The organism is Paludibaculum fermentans, from assembly GCF_051172195.1.
Lineage (GTDB): Bacteria > Acidobacteriota > Terriglobia > Bryobacterales > Bryobacteraceae > Paludibaculum > Paludibaculum fermentans_A.
Genome location: NZ_JBPJAQ010000001.1, coordinates 4,194,681 through 4,220,190 on the forward strand (window position 1 = coordinate 4,194,681; position 25,510 = coordinate 4,220,190).

18 protein-coding genes are annotated in these 25,510 nt (G+C 62.5%); 12 read left to right on the forward strand and 6 right to left on the reverse strand.

From position 1 onward, the window contains the following. The first annotated feature begins 313 nt into the window (after positions 1-313). The 3 genes from ACR9Y2_RS16985 to ACR9Y2_RS16995 all read left to right on the forward strand — a co-directional run bounded on the left by ACR9Y2_RS16985 (position 314) and on the right by ACR9Y2_RS16995 (position 3,514). Complete coding sequence (locus ACR9Y2_RS16985; RefSeq protein ID WP_435042648.1) at positions 314-871, forward strand: hypothetical protein; 558 nt, start codon at positions 314-316, stop codon at positions 869-871. A 327-nt stretch (positions 872-1,198) separates the two neighbouring features. Beyond that, positions 1,199-1,762: a hypothetical protein gene (locus ACR9Y2_RS16990; RefSeq protein WP_435042649.1), complete on the forward strand. Its 564-nt coding sequence runs from the start codon at positions 1,199-1,201 to the stop codon at positions 1,760-1,762. A gap of 246 nt (positions 1,763-2,008) precedes the next feature. Further along, positions 2,009-3,514 (forward strand): hypothetical protein, encoded by a 1,506-nt coding sequence (locus ACR9Y2_RS16995; protein WP_435042650.1) that lies wholly within the window; start codon positions 2,009-2,011, stop codon positions 3,512-3,514. Positions 3,515-4,414: 900 nt separating this feature from the next. Here the strand turns inward: ACR9Y2_RS16995 and ACR9Y2_RS17000 are convergent. Beyond that, positions 4,415-5,179, reverse strand: coding sequence for an RHS repeat-associated core domain-containing protein (locus ACR9Y2_RS17000; protein WP_435042651.1), 765 nt, complete (start codon positions 5,177-5,179; stop codon positions 4,415-4,417). A 636-nt stretch (positions 5,180-5,815) separates the two neighbouring features. Here ACR9Y2_RS17000 and ACR9Y2_RS17005 point away from each other — a divergent pair. The 4 genes from ACR9Y2_RS17005 to ACR9Y2_RS17020 all read left to right on the forward strand — a co-directional run bounded on the left by ACR9Y2_RS17005 (position 5,816) and on the right by ACR9Y2_RS17020 (position 12,207). Then, positions 5,816-6,451 (forward strand): hypothetical protein, encoded by a 636-nt coding sequence (locus ACR9Y2_RS17005; protein ID WP_435042652.1) that lies wholly within the window; start codon positions 5,816-5,818, stop codon positions 6,449-6,451. 73 nt (positions 6,452-6,524) lie between these two features. Then, a complete protein-coding gene (locus ACR9Y2_RS17010; protein WP_435042653.1) occupies positions 6,525-7,643 on the forward strand; it encodes an RNA ligase RtcB family protein in 1,119 nt (372 codons plus the stop codon). Next, complete coding sequence (gene prfH, locus ACR9Y2_RS17015; RefSeq protein WP_435042655.1) at positions 7,640-8,269, forward strand: peptide chain release factor H; 630 nt, start codon at positions 7,640-7,642, stop codon at positions 8,267-8,269. The genes ACR9Y2_RS17010 and prfH overlap by 4 nt, the downstream gene beginning before the upstream one ends. A 122-nt stretch (positions 8,270-8,391) precedes the next feature. Next, positions 8,392-12,207 (forward strand): VWA domain-containing protein, encoded by a 3,816-nt coding sequence (locus ACR9Y2_RS17020; protein WP_435042656.1) that lies wholly within the window; start codon positions 8,392-8,394, stop codon positions 12,205-12,207. A 54-nt stretch (positions 12,208-12,261) separates the two neighbouring features. On the opposite strand, the gene ACR9Y2_RS17025 is transcribed toward ACR9Y2_RS17020, so the two are convergent. Further along, positions 12,262-12,762, reverse strand: a complete 501-nt coding sequence (locus ACR9Y2_RS17025) for a DUF1772 domain-containing protein (protein WP_435042657.1) — start codon at positions 12,760-12,762, stop codon at positions 12,262-12,264. Positions 12,763-13,135: 373 nt separating this feature from the next. Between ACR9Y2_RS17025 and ACR9Y2_RS17030 the strand changes: the two genes are divergently transcribed. Continuing rightward, positions 13,136-14,497, forward strand: coding sequence for a histidine-type phosphatase (locus tag ACR9Y2_RS17030; RefSeq protein WP_435042658.1), 1,362 nt, complete (start codon positions 13,136-13,138; stop codon positions 14,495-14,497). 80 nt (positions 14,498-14,577) lie between these two features. Here ACR9Y2_RS17030 and ACR9Y2_RS17035 read toward each other — a convergent pair whose 3' ends face one another. Continuing rightward, positions 14,578-15,549, reverse strand: coding sequence for a sugar phosphate isomerase/epimerase family protein (locus ACR9Y2_RS17035; RefSeq protein ID WP_435042660.1), 972 nt, complete (start codon positions 15,547-15,549; stop codon positions 14,578-14,580). Between the two features lie 303 nt (positions 15,550-15,852). On the opposite strand from ACR9Y2_RS17035, the gene ACR9Y2_RS17040 reads away from it, so the two are divergent. Further along, complete coding sequence (locus ACR9Y2_RS17040; RefSeq protein WP_435042661.1) at positions 15,853-16,290, forward strand: hypothetical protein; 438 nt, start codon at positions 15,853-15,855, stop codon at positions 16,288-16,290. A gap of 141 nt (positions 16,291-16,431) precedes the next feature. Here the strand turns inward: ACR9Y2_RS17040 and ACR9Y2_RS17045 are convergent, their stop codons facing one another. Further along, complete coding sequence (locus ACR9Y2_RS17045) at positions 16,432-16,986, reverse strand: cytochrome P460 family protein (protein WP_435042662.1); 555 nt, start codon at positions 16,984-16,986, stop codon at positions 16,432-16,434. A gap of 251 nt (positions 16,987-17,237) precedes the next feature. On the opposite strand from ACR9Y2_RS17045, the gene ACR9Y2_RS17050 reads away from it, so the two are divergent. The 3 genes from ACR9Y2_RS17050 to ACR9Y2_RS17060 all read left to right on the forward strand — a co-directional run bounded on the left by ACR9Y2_RS17050 (position 17,238) and on the right by ACR9Y2_RS17060 (position 19,783). Beyond that, complete coding sequence (locus ACR9Y2_RS17050) at positions 17,238-18,791, forward strand: alkaline phosphatase family protein (protein WP_435042663.1); 1,554 nt, start codon at positions 17,238-17,240, stop codon at positions 18,789-18,791. Positions 18,792-18,938: 147 nt separating this feature from the next. Continuing rightward, positions 18,939-19,280 carry an ArsR/SmtB family transcription factor gene (locus ACR9Y2_RS17055; RefSeq protein ID WP_435042665.1) on the forward strand — a complete coding sequence of 114 codons (342 nt, stop codon included), beginning with the start codon at positions 18,939-18,941 and terminating at the stop codon, positions 19,278-19,280. Beyond that, positions 19,238-19,783 (forward strand): SRPBCC family protein, encoded by a 546-nt coding sequence (locus tag ACR9Y2_RS17060; protein ID WP_435044876.1) that lies wholly within the window; start codon positions 19,238-19,240, stop codon positions 19,781-19,783. Before ACR9Y2_RS17055 ends, ACR9Y2_RS17060 begins: the two co-directional genes overlap by 43 nt. A gap of 249 nt (positions 19,784-20,032) precedes the next feature. Here ACR9Y2_RS17060 and ACR9Y2_RS17065 read toward each other — a convergent pair whose 3' ends face one another. Together ACR9Y2_RS17065 and ACR9Y2_RS17070 are read right to left on the reverse strand one after the other, a co-directional pair. After that, positions 20,033-22,405, reverse strand: a complete 2,373-nt coding sequence (locus tag ACR9Y2_RS17065) for a pyrroloquinoline quinone-dependent dehydrogenase (RefSeq protein ID WP_435042667.1) — start codon at positions 22,403-22,405, stop codon at positions 20,033-20,035. A 127-nt stretch (positions 22,406-22,532) separates the two neighbouring features. After that, positions 22,533-24,680 carry a sigma 54-interacting transcriptional regulator gene (locus ACR9Y2_RS17070; RefSeq protein WP_435042668.1) on the reverse strand — a complete coding sequence of 716 codons (2,148 nt, stop codon included), beginning with the start codon at positions 24,678-24,680 and terminating at the stop codon, positions 22,533-22,535. Positions 24,681-25,510: the final 830 nt, after the last annotated feature.

A 25,510-nucleotide genomic window follows, 5' to 3' on the forward strand; every position in this document is an offset into this window, starting at 1 on the left:
AGGACCGGCTGGATCTGTGGGCGCCCAGGGGTTGCCAGGCGCTCTGGCGTTCTACGGCGATGGATCAGACGGAGCACTGACTATCTCATCGAACGTGGATTGGAACGCAACTCCGCCTAGTGGAATGCTCCAGTTTTCGAGTTTCACGATCGCATCAACAGGGTCCCTCACAGTTCCTAGCGGCCTGATAATTCGTGTCAGAGGCAATGTCAGCATCAGCGGCCCGATCATCGTTCGACCGACTTCCAGAGTGATTGTTGGTCAAAGTTCTGTTGGCGGAGGCAGTTGTGTCCCATTGCCCTCCGTCGGGCCTATGGATGAAACAGGCAACCCGGGTCTAACCACTCTTGCTGCCCGCAGTTTACTCAAGCCTGTTGACGTGAGCTACGCGCTCGGGGGGATGGCCGGGGCAGGCAGTATTGCGCTGATCGCCACGGGCAGTATTGTGATCACTTCGAACGGATCGATCTCATCGCCAGGCATGTCAGGCAGCCCCTGGGCCAACAATCCCAATTTTTTGGCGTCGGCTAGCGCCGGGGGAATCGTGATTCTAGGCTCCAGAACTTCGATCAGTAACGCGGGTTCGCTCATCGCGACGGGAGGGAACGGCGCAAACGGGATCCCAGATTATAATGCCGGAGGCGGCGGCGGTGGTGGAATCATCCACCTGCTGGGGCCATCCATCGTATCTGGAACCACCGATGTCTCTGGCGGTTCAGGCGGCATGAAGGGCACCGCCAGCGGCTTCCCGGTTTTTGGCGGCGCCTGCGGTGGTAGCGGGGGGAGATCAGGCGAAACCGGCAGCCCTGGCGGTGTTGGGTATGTATTCAGAACCATCGTCGCGGAACCGGCGTCCCTCTTCGTCCCGTGACGCGGCTTTCGCCGTTGAGCGTGCTCGCATGGATGGCATCGCGTCTACATGAACCGGGAACGTTTCGCCGCCCACGCGCGGCAGATTGCGTTCCTGGACTAACCCCAGGGGTGCCCGCCATCCGGCCGGCGCCCCACCCCTCACAACGGACTCTTACGGAAGGGATTGGCTCGGCTGGGACGGGCTGTCCCCTTTCCCAATCGGCCGTTTCCGCCGGTTTCTCGCGTCGAGCAGGCTCTACGCGGCCGCTGCCCGGGGACGTCCGTCCCCAGGACGTTCCATACCCGTCCGTTAACATGCTTCAGGAGTGACCACCGCCGATCGTAGATGCCTTCACTATACTTGCTGGTTATGGCCTACTCCCCGCTTACTGTTTGGCAGCGTATTAGCGACGGGATCGAAGTAAGGGCACTCTGGGCGCAGTTCAGCCGCGAGGCCCGCGCCAGCTATACCTTCTATACAAAGGAAGCCGATTCGAAGCTGCCGGAAGGGCACTCCCGCCGGGCACGATTCCTGGAGGTTGTCCGCATTCTTTTCTGGGCCTTGATTTTGACACTCTCCCCGGCTCGCCGCGTTTTGCTTCTCCTGTCGCTCCTGGTCCTGGCGGTCCCGCTGTTCACATTCCGATATCAGGGTCTGACCTTCTGGGGCGGGGGCGGCTTGCTGATCCTCCTTGCGATGGAACTCGCTGACCGCGTGATGATGAAGCGCGATCTTGAGATCGCTCGCGAGATTCAGAATTGGATGATGCCGGCGGCACCGCCCGCGGTGCCAGGCGTGGACATCGCCTTTGAATATCGCGCCGCCAACATAGTCGGCGGCGATTACTACGACGTTGTTTTTCGTTCAGTGGATTCGGAAACGGGACAGCCTGGCGTGCACCTTTTGTAAGCCACAGTAACAGAAGGAGTTACTGTGGCAATCTACTCACCGAACGACGCCAGAACGCCCGAAGTCCAGTAGCCTCCAACCTCCTTCTTGTCGAGCAACTTACATCGATGTAATAACATACAGGAGCTCATCACGCTCTCCCTCCGCACGCGGCGTACTCCGAAGTACATATTCAATCCTTCCAAATTGCCGCTGGGACGGGTCGCGCTCTCATCGGCAGACGAGTTCAGAGAGCGGAAGTCGCACATGCCGGAACTGAACCCTCGGCGCGTCTCGACCAAGGTAGACGCCAAGAACCAAAAAGTCGAGAATGTCTATGACGTGTATGGACGCGTGACGATGGTGAAACGCTATCCGGCATCGCCTGGGGCCGAAGACGTGAACCAGCGGACGACGAACACTTACGACTACGATGGCTCGAACTCCTCTACCCGCAATTTGCGAGGGCGGCTAGCGGCGGTGACGGTGCCCAATTCGGTCGCCGAGCACTACAGCTACACCTCGGCCGGACTGTTGACCAGCAAGGTCTCCGACTTTGGCGGGGGCATTTACATGCTGCCCACCGTGGATTACTCCTACGACAACGAGGGCAAGCTGACGCAGATGGTGTACCCGCAATACGGGCACCTGGTGCCGCCGTCTTCCTACGCGATGTATTCGCAACGGCTGACCTTGAACTACAGCTATGACTCGCTGGGGCAGTTGCAGGGGATGACGGCAAGCAGCGGCTCGGGTACCAATCTGGTGACTTCGGCCACCTACAACGCCGCCGGCCAATTGCTTACGCTCAACCGGCCGAACTCCGTGACCGTGGACCCGGCGACGGAGTTGCCCTCGGGCAGCGGCGGACTCTCGGCGGAGACGTTCCAGTACAACGGTCGGAACCAGCTCACGAGGCAGACCTTCCTGTACTCGGACATCAATTACCGGTATTCGTCGACAGCGAACGACGGGCGGCTGACGCAGAAGAAGAACTGGATCAGCACCGAGGAAGAAAACTACACCTACGACTCGCTCGGCCGGTTGGCGACGGCCTACACGACGGGTCCGGAGTGGGGCTTGTCCTGGGTGTATGACGGATTCGGCAATAGGCTGCAGCAGAATGTGACGTGCCCATATTACGACGATCCTGAAGCGTGGCTAACTTGCTACTTTGTGGATCCGATCCCTGGAGGAGGACCCGGAGCGGAGCCTAGCCCTGCGCCTCCGCCAGAGTCTCCGGATCCTGTGCAGCCAGTCTATTCCGATGTTACGGGACTGCAAAGTGCGGGAGCTACCGCAGTAGAAGCACTCCAAAAAGAACCATGCAAGGCTCTCTTTTCCGGCGTGCACAACCCTGCTGACGTTTTGCAGGGCCTACTTGTTGGGAACAGTGCATTTGGGAAGATTGACTGGCGGGATCTCGATGGACCGAGCAATGGATCAGTGAGTGCGGCAGTCACGGTACCCATACTAGGCCGCTCAGAAAGCGGCACCAGCATATTCACCGGTGCTGTGATTTCTATCAATCAGAATCTTCAGGCTCTTTGGGCCAATGGGTATCCAGATCTGTTCGACATCGAGCATGGAGACAGCCCTTCAACCCAAAATATATACAGGGCGATTACGCTCATTCATGAGCTAGGGCATCTATTTAATTATACGTTTGGAGCCGGTTCGTCTCAGATAGTCATGGACGGCGTTGACCAGGACCCGACTTCCACCCTGAGCCGGAACAACACACGACTGGTCTACGAGACATGCTTCAAATGAAGTAGGAAACAACGGAGTTTCACATTATGCATCTTCTACTATGGCTCCTCATGCTTCCTTTTGGCGAGCCGCTAGAATCGCCAAAGGCGCTTAGCGTGTGCGAAGTGCTGGCAGACCTCCAGTCGTATCGAGGCAAGATAATATTGGTCCAGGGGCAACTGCTTCGTAGTGAAGAAGGCACGTACCTAACAGGTGACAAATGCGCCAAGCCGCTGGAGACAAACGGATACACCTGGAGAAATCCGATTCCGATTTCTCTTCTCCCAAGCAGCGCACAAATCATCATAAGTGCTCAGTCACGGGAGAGGTTGATTCAGGCGAGCACAGATACAGACGCGCCCGTCTGGGTTACCTATGTTGGCAGGCTAGAAACACGAAGATCCTTTGAGTTGGTTCATCTAGGCGGCGGAAAGATAGTACCGTATGGTTACGGACACCTGAGCGCATGCCCAGCGGAGCTAGTTTTTACGGAGATACGAGATGTAGTTTTCCCGATACCCACGATCAAAAATAAGAAATGAGGCTCGAAGGGCAAGGGCAATGTGGACGTCCACTTTGCCAGTCATCGAGCTCGGGATGCGGTATTGGGGGCGGCGTGAACTCACGATCACCAAGCCATTATGGCTTTTCATCGCTGGAGGACTTACCTCGGCCTTCACGACTCCCCCATTTCGCCACTGAATTGATCAGCACAACTAGAATCACCCAACCTTGCACCGACCCGAGCACTTGAAACACAAAAAAGGCACGACGGCTTATGGGATCTGGCGGCTCTGGGATCCCAGTCAGCAAGCTGATGACATTACATGCAATCATTGCGCCCAACATAATGAGCATGTGAATTCGTTTCAGCGGCCGTTTCCAAAGCATGATCAACTCCCCTTCGATTGTTATCGCCGGCTATTTTGGGCACTCTTTTCCGATCTTCTTGCTGGCTTCCACTTCGAGAGCCACATAGGCAGATGCTTTGGCGATTTCGCCCCATCCGCCGTACGGCGTAATGAAGCCAACCACTGCGCCGGCGGCACCACCCGCGACAGCACCCCAAAGCCCCCCACTCAAGCCACCTCCGAGACCACCGGCGACTCCCACCACAATGGCGAGCGTCTTTGAAAGTGAAAGCACGGCTTTGTCAATCACGACTTCATACTTTTCGAACGTTTCGGACTGTTCCTTCCGTATCCGCTTCTCACATTCCTCGTGGGTTTCCTCTTTGCTGCTGGGAGGTCCCTCCACTCCGACTGTGCTGCTTCCGCCGCCACCTCCCCACTCATGTTGGCCGCCACCGCCTCCTCCGACTCCTCCGCCGCCGTCGCCGTCTCCAAAGAACGAATAGGTGTCAAACTGATTGCAGGCAAGGGTATTGCTTATGCCGTACCAGGCACAAGCGGTCCAATGATACGTGATCATCCATCGCTGGAGCCCGACCGGATCATTGAAGTTCACCGGATCATTCTCCACATACGCATACCGGTTCCAGCTCTGCGGGTCCGCCGCCCCTCCACTAGCCCGGTACGGATCCGCCGTAGTAAACCTGCCCCAAGCCGACGCGTAGTACCGATTCTCAGCATAATCCAAACCCGTATAAACATTCCGCTTGTACGTCGTGAACGTCTCGTCTTGATCCACCGACGGCGCCGCGGAAACCTCACCGTACGGATACACCCGGCCATGCGTCCCATCCGGGCTCCCCAGTTGGTCCGCGATTTAGGCTCCTCACCCATAGAACGGCAGCCCCGCTCCCGTCATCCATCCCTCTCCGGACGATCTCGGGCCGCCGCGCCCGAATTGATCTCATCGGACGGCTCAGATCGCCCAATTCTTCGCCAAATCCCACACAAAATACAAAATAGTCGGCATTCAGCACGAACAAAATGCCACTGGGACGGTTGCGTGCGTCCCATCCTTGTCTAGGCGGACGCCCCCGTGCGCAGCCGACCCCCAGGTCGGCTCTTCTTCAATAACACCCAATCTCCAAGCAAATTCCATCAAATCCCTCGCAATCCCGCACCACCTCATTGACAGCACCACCGCCAAGTGGTACTCTGCTTCAGGAAAGGAGCCATCGTGCGACAATTCAACTCGAATTTATCCGCATACCCACGCCTTGGAACCGGCGCGGTGCCTGATGGCTCGTCTACTTTCCGTCTCGCCCGCGCCTGACCCGTCAACCCCACATACAAACTGATTGAGGAGCTTATGACGGTCACAGACTCTCTGTGTCGGCATTTCTCCCGTATGGGCGCACGGCTCAAACTGCAAGAGCCTCACGCGCGTCAGGGAGAGAAGATTCGCATCGACGTGGGCAGGGATCGCAGCGGCGAGTTCTTTGATATTCGCTGTCACGCCGGGATCACCCCGGAAGTCCTGGACGTCCGGCCCGGCATCCATCACCTCGTTTTGATGGTCCGGGACGGCCGCGCCAAGTACAAATTCCTGCTCGGCCGCGATGAACGTCACTGGTTCGCCGCCGCGGTGCCCGGTGATGGTGTTCGCGATGTACGTTCCGCTATAGCTAGCCTTCTGCCCACTGAGGTGGAAGGTCGCAGCTACACCCGGCAGGGTGAGTGGTTCTTTGTTCGGGTACGGGATGTCCCTCCAGATGCCCTGTACTTTCGCCATGAACCGCTCAGCCGTGGCGCCGGCAGCAAGCCTCACCTCTGCGAAGAGCTCATGAGGCGCGGCGGCACCACCGTGATGGTCTCCCCGGCTCATCCCAATGGGATCGATGCCGTCGAATACCAGACGCTGATCGCCTCCGACCCCGACGCCTGGCGCTTGAACTGGCGGCAGATGGTGCGGGATGCCCAGGTGTTCGCCCGCGGGGATGTCCGCCATCGCGACCACAGAACCATCCATCTCGATGGATGGCATCGCGTCTACATGAACCGGGAACGTTTCGCCGCCCACGCGCGGCAGATCGCGTTCCTGGACTAACCCGCGAGCGCGCTGTCCGCAGGGCCAGCGCGCTCGCCCTCCACTCACAACGGAATCTTACGGAAGGGATTGCTTGACTCACGAAACGTGTGAAGTCCGGCTCGTCGCCTCGCCATCCAATTGGATCGAAGGCGCAGCCGTACAACAGTTGGAAAAGACGGCCACGCTGCCGGGCATGCGGCTCGCAGTGGGCCTGCCGGATTTGCATCCAGGCAAGGGGAGCCCCATCGGGGCCGCCTTTTTCGCCGAGGGATGTCTCTACCCGGCTTTGGTAGGCAACGACATCGGGTGCGGCATCGGTCTCTGGCAGACCGCTCTCAGCGCCCGCAACCGAAAACTCGAAACCTGGGCGAACCGCCTGCGCGACCTCGACCGGCCCTGGGACGGCGGCATCCCGCAGTTCCTCGCCACCCGCGGCATCGCACCCGGCCCGCAGGATCACTCCCTCGGCACCATCGGCGGAGGCAACCACTTCGCCGAACTCCAGCAGCTCGAGAGCCTCGTCCATCCGGCCGCCTGCGAGGAGCTCGGGCTGCAACCGGGTGCGCTCTACCTGTGCGTGCACAGCGGCTCGCGCGGCCTGGGCGAAGCGATCCTGCGCGAGCACGTCGACCAGCACGGCTTCGCCGGGCTGCCCGAAGGCACCCCCGAGGCCGCGAACTACCTCGCTCGCCACGATCAGGCAAGGCATTGGGCCTCGGCCAACCGCGAGGTCATCGCCACGCGGATCCTGGAGTGCCTCCGCACCGAAGGAACCCGCCTGCTCGACCTCAGCCATAACTGGGTGCAGCGCGTGGATCTCGCCGGCACCTCCGGTTGGCTCCACCGCAAAGGCGCCGCGCCGTCCACGCAAGGCCCGGTCATCATCCCGGGCTCGCGCGGAGCGTTCACCTATCTCGTCCGGCCGCTCCATCCCAGCGCGGCGAGCGGCTACTCTTTGGCCCACGGAGCCGGCCGCAAATGGTCCCGCTCCGACAGCCGGGGCCGGCTCGAGAAACGCTTCACCGCCAAGGATCTCACCCGCACGGAACTCGGCAGTCAGGTGATCTGCGAAGACAAGGAGCTGCTCTACGAAGAAGCGCCTCAGGCGTATAAGAACATCAACGTGGTCATCCAGGATCTGGTCGACGCCGGGCTGGCCGAGGTGCTGGCCATCCTCCGTCCGGTGATCACCTACAAGGTGCGCCGATGACCCACAATCCATCTCACGTCTGGCTCCAGGTCAGCGCCGGCCAAGGACCGGCGGAATGTGCCTGGGCCGTTGTCAAAACCCTGGAAACCATGCAGGCCGAGGCACAAGCCGCCGGCCTCCAATGGAACCTCGTCGAACTGGAAGCGGGCCCCCAACCGGGGACCGCCTCCTCCGCCCTCGTCGCGCTCACCGGCGAGGGCATCGACGCCTTCACTTCCGCCTGGTGCGGCACCATTCAGTGGATCGCCAAAAGCCCCTTCCGCCCGGCCCACAAGCGCAGGAACTGGTTCGTGGCCATTGAAGCACTCCCCTCGGTCGAGGAGTCGACCCTGGATCCCAAAGACGTTCGCTGGGAAACCATGCGCGCGAGCGGCCCCGGTGGACAACACGTGAACCGGACGGAATCCGCCGTCCGCGTCACCCATCTTCCGACTGGCTTGCAGGCCGTCTCCGCCAACGAACGCTCTCAACACCGCAACCGCCAACTGGCCTTGGCCCGGCTCTCCGCGAAGCTCTCCGCCCTGCAAGCGGAGCGCCTCAGCCGTGCCACCCAACAACGCTGGCAGGCGCACCAGAACATCGAGCGGGGCAACCCAATCCGAGTCTTCCGGAGTCCCGCCGGCTGACCCCCAACCCGCCGGTCCGCCCCGTCCGCGGACCGGCATCATTCCCCCTCGTGGGCTGCCAATCTCACCCGCACCCCAACAGCAGGTCCACCCCCGTTGCGGTACGCTGTTGTACTAACAACGTGCCATCTCGAGTCCACAGCCTCCTCATCCCGGTTCTGGTAGGCCTCGCCTTCACCCTCCCGGCCATCGCTCAGCACGATGTCTTTTTGCGCGGCAAAGTGGTCATGGAGGATGGCTCTGTACCGGGATATATGGTGACGGTACAGCGCGTCTGCTATGGGATGCAGCAGCCTGTCCGCGAGGGCGTCACCTCCCGCAAAACGGGCGAATTCGTCTTGCGCCTGTTCGTAAACGAGATGGGCCAGGTCTATTCCGGCACGAGTGGCTATGCCGGCTTGCCCTGCAGCCTGGAAGCCTCCCACCCCGGCGTCATCTCCTCTCGCATCGACCTCACGGACCGCCGCATCACACTCAATCCGCGCCTCCCCGATCTCATCCTGACGCCGAAATCCCAGAGTGCGACCCTCGTCGTCAAAGCGAATCCCACCCTGCCGCGAGCCGCCTCCCGCAGTTGGGAACTGGCCGTCAAGCGCCTCACTTCCAATGATTGGGATGGCTCAGAAACCCCACTGCGTACCACCGTCCAGGCTGCGCCCAAGTTTGCGCCCGCCTGGGCCGCGCTCGGAGGAGTCTACTCCCGCCAGGGGAAACTCGACGAGGCCCGCCGCGCCCTCGATCAGGCCGTGGAGCTCGATCCAAAACCCATCGCTCCCTATCAAATGCTCGTCCAGGCCCAGGCCAGCCTCAAGGACTGGCCCGCTGTCGCCGCTACCTGCGACAAACTCTTTACAGTCGACACCAAACACGTCTTCGTCGAAGCCTACCTCTACAGCGCCACGGCCCACTACCAGCTCCGCAATTACGACCAGGCCCTCGCCCGAATCGGCGACGCCATCCGCCTCGATCGCCTGCATGAGTTCAAACGTTCCGATTACATCCGGGGCATCATCCTCGAGGCCAAAGGCGACTATGACGCCGCCGCCCAGAATCTCCGGCGCTACCTCGCCGAGAACCCCCGCGCCAAGGAAGCCGCCGCCGTCACCCAACGCATCGAGAACCTCGGCAAGGAACCCCCCGTCGACCTCTCCGAGGAACTCAGCAGCCTCGATCTGAACCTCGCCGCCACCGGCGAAGCCCTCGTGCCGGGCGGCATCAAAGCCTTCTCCACCATCGCCCAACTGCCTGGCACGCCCACCCCCCACGACTTCTTCCTCGACTACTGCCGCGCCATCACCATCAGCCCTCCTGATCTGCCCAACCGCACGCTGGAAGATCAGGCGACGATTGGCAGTTACATTTCGACGGTGGCCGCGCTCGAGAGCCTGGGCGAACGCAGCGAACACGGTAACCTCCTCCGCCTCTCCACCACCGGCGACGCCGAACTGCGCCGCACCCGTGCGATTCTGGGCGAACTCGGTTGGAAGTTGATCCCAGCCGAAGCAGGCTACTCCCTCGAAGACGGAGTCCACAATGACGGTGCGTTGCGTCAGCGCGCCCTGGCCGGCCTGGGCGTCGACGAGTTGGACCTGCGCAACGCGCTTCTCCACGGCCGCGACTTTACCTTCGAGATCCCCAGGGAGACCGCCCGGCTCGTAGGTGGCGCCGCCTGGAGCCTTCTTCTCAAGGGTGTCCCGCAGTTCAGCGGCGGGCCCGTCGAGATCTTCCTCCGCGATCGTCGCTTCGCCCGAGTCTACGCCGGACTCGGCAGCATGGACGGAGAGTCGGCCGCCGCCCTGGTGTCGTCGATCGGACTCGCGAACCTGATCGTAAAGTACTCCGCCATCACCGCCGCCTTCGCTGATTCGCTCGAGATCAGCGGCCATCGCGTCGTCGTGCCCGGCGGCGTCAAGGCCGATGCATTGTGGGCCAAGCTCGCCGGCGCAAAACCACAGGCCATCGCGCCGTTCCTGCGCGGCCTCTTCGAGAAAGACCAGGGCCGCCTGCTGGCCTTCTATCACGATCTCGCCCACTCCGACGAACGGCATCAGCAGTTCTTCACCCAGACGCCCGAGCGCGCCGAGGCCTTCTACAAGTGGTACCGCGATTCAGCCCCCGTACCCGGCTCCGTTCTGGCCACCGCAAGCTTTCACGAGAAAATCCTGCAATCGTTGCCGCTCGACGCCTCCGGTCGGATTCTGTTCCCCGGCGGGCGTGCCGCCTGGGGCAAGGACACTGAAACAGACGACGAGATTCTGCTCCTGCGCGCCCCGCTCCAGGCCCTCGCGGCCATATCGCTCCTCGACCAGAAGCGTGCTGTGCCCCTCAGCGGCCCCGCCGCCCAGTTGCTCGCCCGCAACTACGCCGAGTGGCGCCACCTCTTCGGCTACTTCGAAAAACTGCCCGCTTTGGACGAACCCGCCTTCCGCGCGTTGGAAGAGTTTGCGGCAGAGGCGGCCAAAGCGCCGGAGCCCGCTCGCAATCTGCTCCTCGGCGAGTGGCATTCTCTCATCCAACTCCTCGTCCTGGGCACCAAAGCCGGCTCACTCACCGCCAGCCAGGCGAGCCAGGCCTTCCAACAGCTCTGCGAAGCCCTGCGCCCGGCTAATCACTCAGCCGCCGCCCTGGCCGCCCTGCGCTCCCTGCTCGGTGGTGCCTCGGACCTCGACGAAGCCCTCACCGTCCGGTTCCTCCACCTGGCTGGCCGCCGCCGCGAAGCCTTCGAGGAAATCCGGACTCTTCAGGACGTGCCCCATTTCACTGCACTCTCGCCGGAACCCGGCTCCAGTGCCACCCTGCTTGCCTTGAGCGGCGCGGTCTACGCAACCATGCTCGACCCCGGCTACCTCCTCACAGCCGAAGACCAGCAACTCCTGCGCAAACACCGCTTCATCACCGGCGGCAACGCGCCGCGCCTGTTCCCGCCGTCGTCGCTCAATGTCTCCAGCGCACCCACTGGCAGTTACTTCCAGGGTGGGTTCGCCTCCTTCGAGGAAGCGGCTCAACCCCTGCGCGCCAGGGCGGCCGGCGCCCCTATCCTGGAAACTGCGATAACCCCCGCGGCTCCTCCCTCCGAATCCGGTCCACGCCAAGCAGTCTCAGCGAGCTCAGGCACGGCCCCCACGGCTGACGCCGAGCTGGTCTTTCAGGCGCGCGGACGCGTGGTCGAGGCGTACGCCACCGTCACCGACAGCCATGGCCGCTATGCCGACGATCTCAACTCCGGGCAGTTCACCATTCTGGAAGAGGGCGACGCCAAGCCCGTCTTCGCCTTCGAGAGCCGCATGGCCGGCGTGTCCGTGGCCCTCGTCTTCGATACCTCCGGCAGCATGATGTCTACCCTGCCCAAGCTCAAAAGCGCGGCCCTCCAACTCCTCGACGACCTGCGTCCCGTGGATTCGGCCGCCGTCTACACCTTCGACGACACGGTTACCGCGCAGGTGCCATTCTCTGAGGACAAGCAAGCCGCCAAGCGCGCCATCCTCAAACTGCATGCCTGCGGAATCACTGCGCTCTACGAAGCCCTCATCCGCGTCAATCACGATCTGGCGGCGCGCGCCGGCAAGAAGGCCATCATCGTTTTTTCCGACGGCGCCGACAACGCCAGCATGTTGTCCGCCCGGTTGGCCATCGAGAAAGCCAAACAGCGCGGCGTGCCCATTTTCACCATTGCCCAAGGCAACGCAATCTTCCACCCCGAACTGGTCAGCGAACTCAACAATATTGCCCAATCCACGGGCGGAGTGCCGTTCCTCATTCATAAACCGGCAGAAATCGCCGAGGTTTTCCAGAAGATTTCACAGGACCTCGCCCACGGCTACATGGTGGCCTTCCAACCCTCCTCCGGCGAACACCGCGGTTGGCGCAAAATCAATGTCGAAGTCAAAGGCGCAAAAGGCCTCCAGGTCCGAGCCCGCCAGGGCTACTACGCCGAATAGCCGCCACCACAAACGGAGCCGCGATCGTAAGAGAGCGGATAACCCAACGAAAGCTCAAACCTCCAGCCAGCGAGGCCGTGTCCCGGTCCCATTCGTGCCCGCTTCGGTAACCCGGCAATTCAAAAACAGCAGCGCGACAACCGCGATCAACTCCAGCACAGCGCTAGCCGCGTGAGAATACTCCCAACGCGCTCGCAATGCCTCCCAACCAGCCGGCTGCACGGTCCAGTTCTGGGTGGCCACGTTGACCGGAAACGTGAAGGCCCAGAAGATGACCTGTGTCCCGATCATCGCACCCAGCGCGAGGCCCGCCAACACGGCGTCCGGCCGCCTGTTCCTGACCGAAATCGCCAGGCCGGTGTCGAAGGCGATCGCCAGCAGGATCACCACACCCAGCCAGGCCCACCCCCGGTAGGACTGTTGGGCCGCCAGATATTCGCCGCCGCTGAAATTGATCTTGTTCGGCAGGGCCAGCAGATGCGCAAACCCCGTTGCCAAGGCCAGGACCGTGAAGAAAAGGCTCCAGAATCGGAGCGCGGAGAATTTGGTATTCACCACAGTTTCCCTGCAATTAAGGGACCGCGTTCTCACGAACTCGTCCCACGACGGCGAAAACTGCATCATTCGCGGGCCCGCCGAATAGCGTGCCAAACTCATAGGCCGAAACGGCGAAGACCGGCGCCACTCAATGAGCCGCCTAGCCCTTGAGCCTCCCTCCGCCGCGGCTCACCGCCAGCCTCCGGCGAGGAGTTCATTAACATTGCTTATTGATTGTTAAGGATAAACAGGTCTTCAAATCCAACAATGTGTCGATAGACAACGATGAGGTCTCGCACAAGAGACCAGGAAGGTTCCTTCTCCATCCCGTCACTCGCCCTGGACCATGCACCGGCGTGCCAGTGAACCAACTCGACCAGGAAAGCCCCCCATGCACAAGCTCACAAATCGCCCCATACATCGTTGCCCGCTTCCAGCCATCGGACTGATCCTCGCGCTGGCGTTCCCCTCCGGACTCGCCATGGCGCAGTCCCGCTCTCAGCCTGTCGACGATACCCAACTCAAGCAGGTGATCATCTTTGGCCGTCACGGTGTCCGGACACCCGTCCTGCCGAACACCATCCTCAACACCTACTCCTCACAGCCCTTCCCGGACTTCGCCGTACCCGGCCTCGCCGTTCTGACTCCCAACGGCAGCAGGAATGAAACGCTCCTGGGCGCCTATTTCCGCCTGCGACTCCTCCAGCAAGGCCTCCTGACTGGCCAGGATCAGGCCGACGCCCAATTCGTATATCTCCGCGCCAACGGAACACCGCTCATCCTGGGCACTGCCCAGGCCTTCGCGGCCGGCATGCTCCCGGCGGCCACCGTGAACATCAACTCCTACACCGCACCGGCCAACGATCCTCTCTTCAACCCCCTGAACGCGGGCGTCGCCACCCTCGATTACCGCAAGGCGGTCGCAGCCGTGAACGGACGTCTCGGAGACAATCCCCAAGCCTTGGCCACTGCCTATGCGCCCGAACTCGCTCTCACTCGCTCGCTCTTGTTCAACTACCCTGTCAACCAGGTGCCGGTCCCGCTGACGCCCGCGGGCAAGACGGACGTCACCGCCCTGCCCATCACCGTTGCGGCGGGCACCCCGGCTCTGCCGGTCGATCTGGGCGGGCTCACCGCTGTGAGCTACGCCATCGACCCTCTTCTCATGCAGTACGCCGATGGCTTGCCCGCTGCTCAGGTCGGCTGGGGCCGGATGTCCTCCGGAGACCTCCTCCAGGTCTTCCGTCTGTACAACCAGCTCCTCGATCTCGAATTCCGCACACCCTATCTGGCCAGGGTGCAGAGCTCCAACGTGGCATCGCATGTCGTGCGCTCGCTGCTGCAGGCGGCCACCGGCAGCACCATGCCCGGCGCTCTGGGGACGCCCTCCACGAAAGTGGTCGTCCTGGTGGCTTCGAATACCAACGTCACCGGACTCGCCGGCCTGCTGCACCTCGACTGGCTTGTGCCCGGTTACCAGCCCGACGTATGCGCGCCCGGCGGAGCCTTGGTCTTCGAGCTCCGCCAACTGCAACGCACCGGTGAATACATCGTTCGGGCGCTCTACATCACACAGACCATGGATCAACTGCGCAACCTCACAGTCCTGACGCTCGATACGCCGCCGGCCATCGCCCCAGTCTTTATCCCGGGCTGCAGCATTCGCAATGCCACCTTCGACTGCCCGCTTGAGAAGTACGTGGAGTTGTCAAAGCAAGTGATCGATCCACACTCAGTGGATCTGATCAATTGACACAACTGTGAAAAGGACGCACCGGGCGAACTGAGTCCTCGGCTTCGCCCGGTTGCTGCGAACCAACGCCTGCTCCCCGGCTAGAGTGCCGTATGCAGCGAAGAAGCCATCTTCGACCGCACAAACGCCAGGCAGCCAGGCACCTGCGCAACACTCAATCCGTGCAGCAGCAGCGGCCCTTTGTACTCATACTTGCGCAGCAGTGCCAGGTACCGGTCATAGTCGAGCACCCCCTGCCCCGCTGGCTTGTGACCCGCCTCCCCGTCACGGTCGAGATCCTTCGCGTGCGCCAGCACCATGTCCTTACCCAGCAGCGCAAATGCCTCGTCCAGGATCTCCTTCATCCGAGGCAGTTCCCCTGCGTGAAACAGGTTCGCCGGATCAATCGTCACCTTCAAATGTGGGGACCCAATCTCGTCCAGCAACCGCCGCGCCTTCCGCGCGGAATCGACCACGTTGCTCATCTCCGGCTCGAAGGCCAACACCACCTTCGCCTGCCGCGCAATCTCCGTGGCTTCACGCACACAAGCCGCCATATCCTGCCACGCTTCGGCCGACCCGTTGTCCGGATGAATCCGCCACATGCTCGCCGGATTCCGTGTGCCCGTGCACACATGAATAGCCGTCGTGCCCATCTCCGCGCACGCTTCCGCCAGGATCCGTAGCCTCCGCAACCCCACCCGCCGCTGTTCCGCATCCGGGTGACACATGTTGAAAGTTCCGGTCAAGCTCGCCACGCCCAGCCCGCGCGCCGACGCTGCCCGCCGGATCCGTCCTGGCAGTTCCGCCGGTATCTGATCGGGCATCTCCGTCAGGCCGGCACAGACCATGCTCATCTGCACACACGCCAGCCCGCTAGCCTTGGCCGCATCCAGGCGTTCTTCCAATGTGCCCGTCGTAAACGTGGTGGCGAGCAGGATGCCAATCGGTGGCGACACAGGCTCCGCCGCCTGCAACCCGCCCATCTCGCAAACAGCGCCCGCCGCCATCGTCCCGGCTGCAATCATGAAATCTCGCCGGCTGCCTCCGCCGCTGTGTCTGTTTCCTTGCATACTGCCCACATCCATCCGCGGTAGTGATCGTTCCCCCAGCCACACTATACTCCACGGCATCATCCCGCCCAACCCGGTAATCCTTACCAACCCTCTTTGCCCGACAGCACGATCATCCTTCTCCCGCTCTTCGGCGAAATCCTCAATCAGGCTCAATCCTGCGAGTCTAGACAGTCGCCGGCGCAGTTCGCTGCGCATCTGGATGTCAACTTGCTACGAACCCTGCAGGAACTCTGGCCCGGGTAGCATTTCCCCAAAACGCGGGACGATGTCCCGGCCGTTGGTAGGAAAGGTGGATTTCGAATGAGCAAGCTCGCAAGTTTCTTCCGGGACTCAGATACGGAATTCGGCGTCTTCAGCCCGCAATACCATCTGTTGGCGATCTTCCCGGGTATGGCCGATGCGACGGCCGCGAAAGCCGAACTCCATCTTGCCGGCTATGTCGAACAGGACGTGGTCGCCGCCTCCGGCGAGGAAGTCGTCCGATTCGCGAAGGAGCACCTGCAGAAGGATGGCCTGTGGGGCATGCTCATGACCGAACTCTCGCGCGCGTTCGGAACCGAAGCCGCCTATGCCGACAGGGATCTGGCGGCGGCCAAGCGCGGCCAGGCCTTCCTCGCCGTCTACTGCCCCAGCTCGGAAAGCAAATCCGGCGCCTGGAAGATTCTCGAACCAAGACACCCCTTGGTGGCGCGCTACTATTCCGCCGGCGGAATCGAACACCTGGCCGGCGAGGGTTGAACCAGCGTCCGGTAACGCCCGACAGCCGCGGATACGGTATACCCACGCCGGCGGACGTCCGATCAGGCATTCCTGTGTCGGCGGCCGCCGGACCTGTGCACAAATGCGCTCTACCTTCGATCCATCACTTCTCAGGCGGCTTCACCTCGCCCCGTATTCCGTGAATACATAGTCCTTCGCCTTGGCGCTCGTGTGGCAGGTGAATCCACACTTGGCGTCATTACCCTGCGGCGGCTTACCCGCCTTGGTGCCCGGCTTGAATGTCCCGGAGGCGGCGTCGTAATCGAACACCGCATAACCCCATCCGCCGCTGTCCGCGAACCGCTTGCTGTCCTTCACCATGAAATCCACGTTCACCAGCTGGCCCGGCACTGTCGCATCCGGGAAGAACTCGTTCTTCTTCGGAGCCCAATGGATCTTGGCCATCTTCGCCCCATCCGGCACGGCCTTCCCATTGGCCGGGAATCCCCCTTTGTAAGCGTCGATCATAGTCGAATTGCCAAGAATCACCGCCACCACCTTCTCGTTCCGGCTGATTGAGATCGCCGGCCATCCTTCATACCCCTTGAACTCCGCGAACGCGAGTCCCCCAGGCACTTTCACGTCATACTTGTCCTCGGCGGCCAGGCCGAGTGCTACGAGTAAAGTCAACAGTACCCCAAGGAAGAGGCTGAATCGAAGACGTTTGCGCTTCATGTCGGATCTCCTGTACCCTGCCGGTGCTCACTGCCGCCGCGACCTGCCGCAGCCGCAATCAGCAACCTGGATAGAAGTGTGCGATATCGCGAAAGGAAATCCATCCCGAGATGTTGTAGCTCGCGGCTACCCCTTCAGCGGGCCTCGCGCCTACCTCAGGAGGGTACCTCCCAGGCGTCTGCCCAGCCGCGCCGCCGCCTCTCTCACGGACGCCCCCTTTCTGGGAAAATGATGCTTCGAAGCCAACTGTCATGAAAACCGCAATCCTGGCTCTCCTGGGTAGCCTCTCCCTCCTGGCCGCCGAAAGGCAGCGTCCGGAGCTCGTCATCGTGCTGGTCATCGATGGGCTTCGGCCCGACTCCATCACCCCGGCCGTGATGCCCAATCTCGACCGTTTGAAGTCGGCCGGCGTCTGGTACACGCAGGCCCATTCGGTCTTCCCCACCGTCACCCGTGTGAACACCACCAGCATCTCCACCGGCATGCTGCCGGCCCGCCATGGCATCGCCAGCAACTCGCTGTACCTTCCGTCGATCGCCCCCACCGTCCTCAGCAATGGCGACTATCGCAATCTGCTCCACTGGGGCGAGGCCAATGGCGGCCGCGTCGTCGGGCCCAAGTCCCTGCATGAGTACTTGCAGGCCGCGTCGATGAACTATGTGGCCGTCAGCTCCGGGTCCACCGGCAACGCACTGCTCCTGAACCCCACTGCGCCCTACGGCAACGGACAGCTCATCAACGGCGGCTTCGAGGACGGCAGGCGCGTCGCGTTTCCAGATTCCCTGAACACGGCGCTCCTGGACAAATTTGGAGCCGTGAAGGGCGGCGAGGATGGCGACCAGGCACTGCTGTGGATCGAACGCGTCCTGCGGGAGTACGTGCTGGGAACGTTGCATCCACAGGTCATCGTGGATTGGATGGGGCGGTCCGACAGCGCGCAGCACAGCCACGGAGTAGGCTCTCCACAGGGCCTGGCGGCCTTGCGGCTCATCGACGGCCAAATCGGCTTACTCCTGCAACGCCTGCGCCAATTGAATCTGGAAGACAAAACGGACATCCTCGTCACCTGCGATCACGGCTTCGACTACGAGCCGCGGGCCGACCTGCTGGCGCCCCTTCGCGACTCAGGCTTCGCGGCCGACATCGTAACCGACAATGAGGGCGGCTCCACCCTGTTCTATGTGAAGAATCACGACGCGCAGAAGATCGCCAGTCTGGTCAAAAAGTTCCAGGCCACAGCCACCACGAATGCAATCTTCGTTCCGGCGAAACGTCCGGCTGGTGGCGCCTTTCGCTGCGCCCCCGGAGCGGTGAAAGGCTTCCTGCCGGGCACTTTTGCCTTGGACCTGGCCGCCCAGTGTAGCCCCGCGCGCGGGCCCGACGTCATCGTCACTCATCGCTGGAGCGCCGACCCGAACCCCTTCGGTGTCCCAGGCACACAGTGGATTCCGGGCAAGCCAGGACAGCCGCCGCATCACGGCCATGGCGGCCTGAATCCCTATGTCACCCACTCCACCCTGCTGGCCGTAGGTCCTGATTTCGCGCAAGGCAAGGTAGTGGAACTGCCAGCAGGCAATCAGGACATAGCACCGACGGTGCTAGCGCTCCAGGGCGTAGCGCAACCCCAACCCATGGACGGCCGCGTACTTTCTGAGGCATTCCGCAAATCAGCGAAGCCCCCGGCAAAGGCCGCGAAACGCCGCATCCAGGCATCCATAGGCGATTACTGCGCCGAGCTGGAAGTCTCCTACGCCGGCCACAGCAGCTACCTGACGCAGGCCCAGCGCTGCGCCCCCCGCAAATAGTCACGAGCAAATGGCCCCTCGGGGTCATGGCTGACACTCCATAGCCGTGGGAGGTGCGAACCGCCACGCCGGATACCTCCCACGCCCATCCCCCCTAACAACACTTAGGCATTGACCTAACCAATACCTTCAAGTATAGTTAGGCAAGTGCCTAACCAACAGGTCTCCCAACTCGACCGCGTCTTCCACGGTCTGGCCGACCCCACCCGGCGCGCCGTCCTCAAACGGCTCAGCACCGGGCCCGCGCCCGTCACTGAGTTGGCGAACCCGTTCAACATGTCGCTGCCCTCTTTCCTCCAGCATCTCGACGTCCTGGAAGAGTGCGGCCTCGTGAAATCCCGGAAGGCCGGCCGCGTCCGGACCTACCAGCTCACGCCACAGCCGCTGCAAGTGGCGGAAAACTGGCTCGAACAACAGCGCTCCCTCTGGAGCCGCCGTCTCGATCAATTGGATTCTTACCTTTCCGATCTCAAGGAGCAGAACTCGTGACCTCGATAGCCCCTCAAATAAACCCCAAACTGGACCTCGTCCTGGAACGCGTGGTCGATGTGCCCCGGGAACTCGTCTGGGCCGCCTGGACGAAACCGGAACACATCCTCAAGTGGTTCACCCCCGCGCCCTGGAGCACGGTCGATTGCGAGATCGACCTGCGCCCCGGCGGCATCTTCCGCACCGTCATGCGCTCGCCCGAAGGCCAGGAAACACCCCACACCGGCTGCTACCTGGAAATCGTGCCGAACGAAAAGCTCGTCTGGACCTCCGCGCTCGGGCCCGGCTTCCGGCCCGTCATCAAAACCTCCAGCGAGGGCTCGTGCGATGAGCTCTATTTCACCGCCATCATCACCCTCGAAGCCCAGGGCAGCCAGACGAAGTACAAAGTGGTCGCCGTCCATGGCGACGAAACTTCAGCCAGGCAGCACGAAGACATGGGCTTCCACCAGGGCTGGGGCGCGACCCTGGATCAACTCGTGGCCCTCATGAAAACGCTGTAAAAGCAGCGCACCGGGCAGTCATCGGGAAACCCGGCCATGCGTCAGGGTTTTCCGATGAGCCAGGGGATGGCGACCGGCATAGCCCATCGGCACTCGTCGCAGCTTCGCTCATCCAGGGAATTCGGTCCCCCCAGGCAGCCCCACTGGGGGCTTGGGATCGAACGCAATCCTCGGGCCCTGTCGGATTCTGCTGGTGCATCAGGGACACAAACCAGTCCAACCAGTCGGACTCTCTTCTGTCACGCGCAGCTACTCCAGCGCGAACGCCACAACTCCGTCCCCCGTCACCGGGTTATTGAAGAATCCTCCGCCGGTCGCGGCAATCACCACATACTGCCGCCCATCCCGGCCCTCATACGTCATCGGCGTAGCCTCGGCCGCGCCAGGCAGCTTCACCGTCCACAGTTCCTGCCCGGTCCTGGCATCGAACGCGCGAAACCGGGCATCGTCCGTAGCGCCCACAAACACCACGCCGCCCGCCGTCACAATCGTGCCCCCATTGCCCGGCCGGCCCGTCGCCCGCTGCCCTTCCGGCAGGCTGTCCGTCACGCCCAGCGGGACCTTCCAGGCAATCCGGCCCGTATTCACGTCCACCGCCGCCAGCTCGCCCCACGGCGGCTGCTGGCACGGCAACTGTTGCGAACCTGGACCCTTCACGCTGAAACGCCCTCCGCCCGGGAACCCTTCATACGGCCCATCCGGATCCACCCGGTTGCCCTGCCCGTTGGCCATCGCCGGACCACTCTTCCCATCGTGGTCGCGCAACCCGGACACTTGCCCCAGTTCGTTGAGGTTCGCAAACAGATAACCCAGCTCCGGACTAAACGAGACTCCACCCCAATTCACACCGCCGTGGTTCCCGGGGAACTGCACGCGCAGCCGGTTGTACGTTGCAGGCAGATAAGGGCCGCCTGACGCCATGCCTTCCAGCAACGCTCGGCACGCCGTCTCCAACTCCGGAGTCACCGTCGCCACCTCTTCCTTGCGGAAAGTCATCCGCACCAGTGGCGGCGGCTTCAGCGGAAAAGGCTGCGTCTTCGACACGCGCTCCAGCGGCACCTCACTCGGCGGCACAGGCCGCTCTTCCACTCCGTAAATTGGCTGGCCCGTGACGCGGTTCAGCAGAAAGACCATCCCGCTCTTGTTCATCGCCACCACCGCCGGAATGGACTTGCCGCCCTGCTTCACCTCGATCAGTGCCGGAGCGGCCGTCATATCCGCATCCCAGATATCGTGATGCACCACCTGGAAGTGCCACAGGTACTTCCCTGTGTTGGCGTCGGCCGCCACCAGGCTCGTGCCGAACAGGTTGTCGCCCGCCCGGTCGCCCCCATACTGGTCCACTGACGGAGCACCAAACGGCATATACACGATGCCGCGCTGCGTATCCACCGTCAGAAAACCCCAGACATTCACCCCCGACCGGTTCTTCCAGCTCTCGCCCGCCCAGGTGTCGTTGTACTTCTCCCCGGCCTGCGGGATCGAATGGAACGTCCACACCAGTTTGCCCGTGTGCAGATCCCAGGCGCGTACGTCGCCCGCCGGACCGCGCGGAGGATTCTCCTGCGTCGTCCCGCCCGTGATCACCAGGTTCTTGTAGACAATCGGCGGCGAAGTCAGCGCATTGCGCCCCGGCAGCCCGTGCATGATCTCCGCCGTGTTCAGGTTCACCACGCCGTTGTCGCCAAACGCCGCATTGGGCTTCCCCGTCTTCGCATCCACTGAGTACAGCTTCCCGTCGCTGGAACCAAATACGACCTGCGCGGGCGTCTGTCCCTCGCCCGGCCAATACTCCAGGCCGCGCGTCGACGGGTTGCCCGCCGGCAGCGCATACGACCACAACTCCTGGCCGTTCACCGGATCCACCGCGGCCACTCGTCCGTAAGGTGTGGCGACATACATAATGCCGCGGATCACCAGGGGCGTCACCTCGCTCGGTCGGAAGCCGGACCCGAACTGGACCCGGGCAGGCCGCCCACCGGGCTCCGGCTCGTCACCCACCGGGCCAGCCGGATTCCGGCGGGCGGGCGGCGTGGCGCTTCCTGTGAAACCCTCCGGCTTCATGTGATAAATCCACGCGATCTTCAGCCGGCTCGCATTCTCCGGCGTGATCTGCTTCAGGGGCGAGAACCGCATCGCGCCGGGATCATGGCCATACGTGCGCCACTCTTTCGCTGGATCCACGGCTGCGCCGTTCGTGGGCAGCCCACCCACTGCGCGCGCCTCACGCACCGCAGGCCGCGCAGCCGCCGTCCCACCCGCCGCGGCGTCACCAGTAGCTACTTCCGCAGCGGCCGCCGCCGGGGCACCGGCCGGGGCTCCATAGAACTTCACGACGTACCCGAGCACCGCTGTGAGTTCTTCGTCGCTGCCCTGCGCCCCCAGGTTGACCATCTTCGAGAGCGTCTCTCTCCACGCCGGCCGGCCCTGCCGCAGCGAAACCGCCTGCTCCAGCGAATGGCACTTCCCGCACAGCTTCACCGTCTCGGCCTTCCCCGGCCCCGCCGGCAATTCAGCCGCCGCGCCCAACCCCGCCAGCGCACACACCATCGGCATCACGCGGAGCGCCAGCCGCATCGGCGGAAGGCGAAAGGGGAAACGGAGCAGTGGGCGTCGCAGCATGGTTGTGGAGACACGATTCTATCGAGTCCCGCGAGAAACTTCACCGCCCGGTCAGGATGCCGTACCGCTTTCGCCGCCGGCCCCGGCCGCGCCTCCGCTGCCGGTCTCTACTGCTGGCGCGAGCGCGCTAAAGCCCCGTGCGGGAGACGCGTAGTCTCTTCATCAGCGCGTTGAGTGTGGTGCGGGGGACTTGCAGGCGGCGCGCGGCGACGCTAACCACGCCGCCGCTTTCCTGCAGGATGCGAACGATGTGGTCTCGTTCCACGTCTTCAAGAGAGGAGCCGGTTTGAGTGGGAGCCATGGCGCGAAGTTCGGCTAGGGGCGCGCGCAGGCTGGTGCCGCGAGATAGGATGACCGACTTCTCGATGAAGTTCTCGAGTTCGCGGATGTTGCCCGGCCAGGACCAATCGACCAGGGCGGCGAGGGTCGCCGAAGAGATGAGATCGATCCGTCGTCCCATGCGTTCCGAGTATTTCTTGGTGAAATGGCGGGCGAGGAGAGGTATATCTTCGGGCCTTTCGCGAAGCGCCGGCAGCGTGACCGGAAAGACCTTCAAGCGGTAATAGAGGTCGCTGCGGAAAAGCTTATCGCCTACCATCTGCGTAAGATTCTGGTTGGTGGCGGCGACAAGGCGAATATCAATGGGAGTGGTACGCGTGCTCCCCAGACGCTCAAAGCACTTTTCCTGCAATGCGCGCAGCAGCTTGGGCTGAAGTTCGAGGGGAATGTCCCCGACTTCGTCGAGAAACAGCGTGCCTCGGTGCGCCATTTCGAAGCGGCCGATCTTTTGCTGCAGCGCGCCGGTGAAGGCGCCCCTCTCATATCCGAACAGTTCGCTTTCCAGCAGGCCTGTGGGAATGGCGGCGCAGTTCACGCTGACGAAGGGGAAATTGCGGCGGGGGCTCAGCCGGTGCAGCGCGAGCGCAATGAGCTCCTTGCCCGTGCCGGTTTCCCCCAGCACCAGCACTGTGGCATCCGTCGGCGCGACCAGTTCAACCTGCGCCAGTACCCGGCTGAGCGCCCGGCTGGAACCCACGATCTCCGGAAAGAGGCGCCGCGGCTCATGGGCCAGCGAGGCCAGGGACACCTGCGCGTCGGGTTCCGACCGCAAATCAGTGACGAAGGTGATCCAGCGAAAGGGGGACAACTTCAGGACCGCCGTAGCCACCCTGACTCTCACGCGAGTGCCGTCCTTGCGGAAGAACTCCTTCTCAAAGGGACTGGAGGCGCCGAAGCGCAAAGCTTCTTCGTGGGCGAACTCGTCGGAGGCAGCGTACTCCTTGGGCGTGACGGCGGCCCAAACGATCTGACCCGCAAGGAGATCTGCACGAGTGTAGCCGAGGAGTTCGAGCAGCGGGTCATTCATCTCAACGATGCGTTCGAATTCGCCGGAGGCGACGCCGGCAATCTTGGACTGGTCGGTCTCTGCTTGCAGACCGGTGCGCCGGCTATCCAGCGCTTCATCTCGCTCATGGCGATCGGTGAAGTCGCGAACCACTCGGGCATACCCCTGAAGAACACCGGCTTCGTCATGGAGTGCCATGGTGACGGAGTTGGCCCAGAATTGCGATCCGTCCTTTCGGCATTGCCAGGCTTCACTGGCGGCGTGGCCTTCCCGGGCGGCGCGCAACAGCTTGCGCTCCATCCGGACAAGGAGCCTGTCGTCGGCGGGATAGAAGAACGCGAGGCCGGCTCCAAGGACCTCCTCGGATCTGTAGCCGTACATCCGTTCGGCGCCGCCGTGCCACGCGACGACGCGACCCTGGGCGTCGAGAAGACAAAGGGCATAGTCCTGTGCCCAGTGGGGCGTTTCATCGGCGGCGACCGAACCTTCCGATAACGGAGGCTTGTCTTTCAGCAGCAGCAAATGGAGGAAGGGGAGTACGCTCCCGCGGGCGCGGTACTCGACATCGTACGAAGTTCCGTCAGGCCGCAGGAGTTGGAAGGTGCCGGCCTGGTCGCCTTCTTTTAGGAATTGCTGCCAGCGTTCCTGGAAGAGGGCTGAAACCGAGGGCGCCAGGAAATCGTCGAGACGCCGCCCGATGATGCTGTCGCGCTGGAGACCAAGGAGCTTACCAGCGCCCACACTGGCGTCCTGATAGTTGCGCTCATCATCGGCAATCAGGATGGGAGAAGACGGATGGAAGACAACGGCACGGAAAAGCAACCGGAGTTCTCTCAGTCCATGTTCGACAAGCCAGGGAGAGAGCGCACCCGGTAACTCGGGCCGGGATTCCAGGGGTGCGGCAGGCACTAGATGTAGAGGGGGCTTCATTTGTTCCGTTTCACGCTGTACGGGGACTGATGCAATCAGCTAAGAACTGCAATTGCCGCGCCAAATCGCGGAAGGTGCGGTTGTGGGGATTCCCCGCGGAAATTGCGGCCACAGAGCCGGAGGTCCCGGTGAAGCCGCATATTCAGGTTGACCACCCGAGGTCAAGTCGGCCACTAATGGTCAGGCGCAGGAACGATACGCGCGGCGGAGGCCAGATACGACGGCTGGCTCAAAGCCCATAAATAGAGCCGGTCTGCCCTCACTCAATGAGGCGGCTCTTTTCGGAAGGGCTTCGAAAGCGCCTTAAGGTTCCATTCGGTTACCGGCGGCGGTGCGAACGTGGCTGCGCGACTTCTGCCAGAGGCTGTTAGCGCAGCAGTGGGTGCGAACAACCGGTCAATGGGTAAATCGGCCCACGCCGGGGACCAGTTCCCGTTTGACTGCTTCCTCGGCCATCAATCGCACCGTCCAGCACGCACGCCCTTCCGGCGGTTGACCGCAACCCGCGTCGATGATCAACTGTTTTTCCGAAGGTGTCAGTCGTTCCGCGTGACCCTCGCACTTTCGCTTGAAGAGTGTCCGCTCCAGGCCCGGCGATTTGTATCGCTTGCTGATCGTTCTGATCGCCTGCGCCGTGACTGGCGCCGTCCGGGCCACCTGGGCGCACTCAGTCCAGTATCAAGTTGCAGCAACGACAAGGCCCGCAAGACCACGCGCACTTGCTTTTAGAAATCTCCTGAGGCGGTCAGAGCCCTGGTCGCACCCGGACGGACAAACTGGCTCTCTGACACTAGCGGAAACCGGTACGGTGCTTATCCTGCTAGCCCGTA

Excerpts from the sequence above, each read along its gene's own strand:
- ACR9Y2_RS17070 (WP_435042668.1), bottom strand. The coding sequence starts at position 24,680 with ATGAAGCCCCCTCTACATCTAGTGCCTGCCGCACCCCTGGAATCCCGG.
- ACR9Y2_RS17045 (WP_435042662.1), bottom strand. The coding sequence starts at position 16,986 with ATGAAGCGCAAACGTCTTCGATTCAGCCTCTTCCTTGGGGTACTGTTG.
- prfH (WP_435042655.1), top strand. The coding sequence starts at position 7,640 with ATGACCCACAATCCATCTCACGTCTGGCTCCAGGTCAGCGCCGGCCAA.
- ACR9Y2_RS16995 (WP_435042650.1), top strand. The coding sequence starts at position 2,009 with ATGCCGGAACTGAACCCTCGGCGCGTCTCGACCAAGGTAGACGCCAAG.
- ACR9Y2_RS17065 (WP_435042667.1), bottom strand. The coding sequence starts at position 22,405 with ATGCTGCGACGCCCACTGCTCCGTTTCCCCTTTCGCCTTCCGCCGATG.
- ACR9Y2_RS16990 (WP_435042649.1), top strand. The coding sequence starts at position 1,199 with ATGCCTTCACTATACTTGCTGGTTATGGCCTACTCCCCGCTTACTGTT.
- ACR9Y2_RS17050 (WP_435042663.1), top strand. The coding sequence starts at position 17,238 with ATGAAAACCGCAATCCTGGCTCTCCTGGGTAGCCTCTCCCTCCTGGCC.
- ACR9Y2_RS17040 (WP_435042661.1), top strand. The coding sequence starts at position 15,853 with ATGAGCAAGCTCGCAAGTTTCTTCCGGGACTCAGATACGGAATTCGGC.
- ACR9Y2_RS17030 (WP_435042658.1), top strand. The coding sequence starts at position 13,136 with ATGCACAAGCTCACAAATCGCCCCATACATCGTTGCCCGCTTCCAGCC.
- ACR9Y2_RS16985 (WP_435042648.1), top strand. The coding sequence starts at position 314 with ATGGATGAAACAGGCAACCCGGGTCTAACCACTCTTGCTGCCCGCAGT.
- ACR9Y2_RS17035 (WP_435042660.1), bottom strand. The coding sequence starts at position 15,549 with ATGCAAGGAAACAGACACAGCGGCGGAGGCAGCCGGCGAGATTTCATG.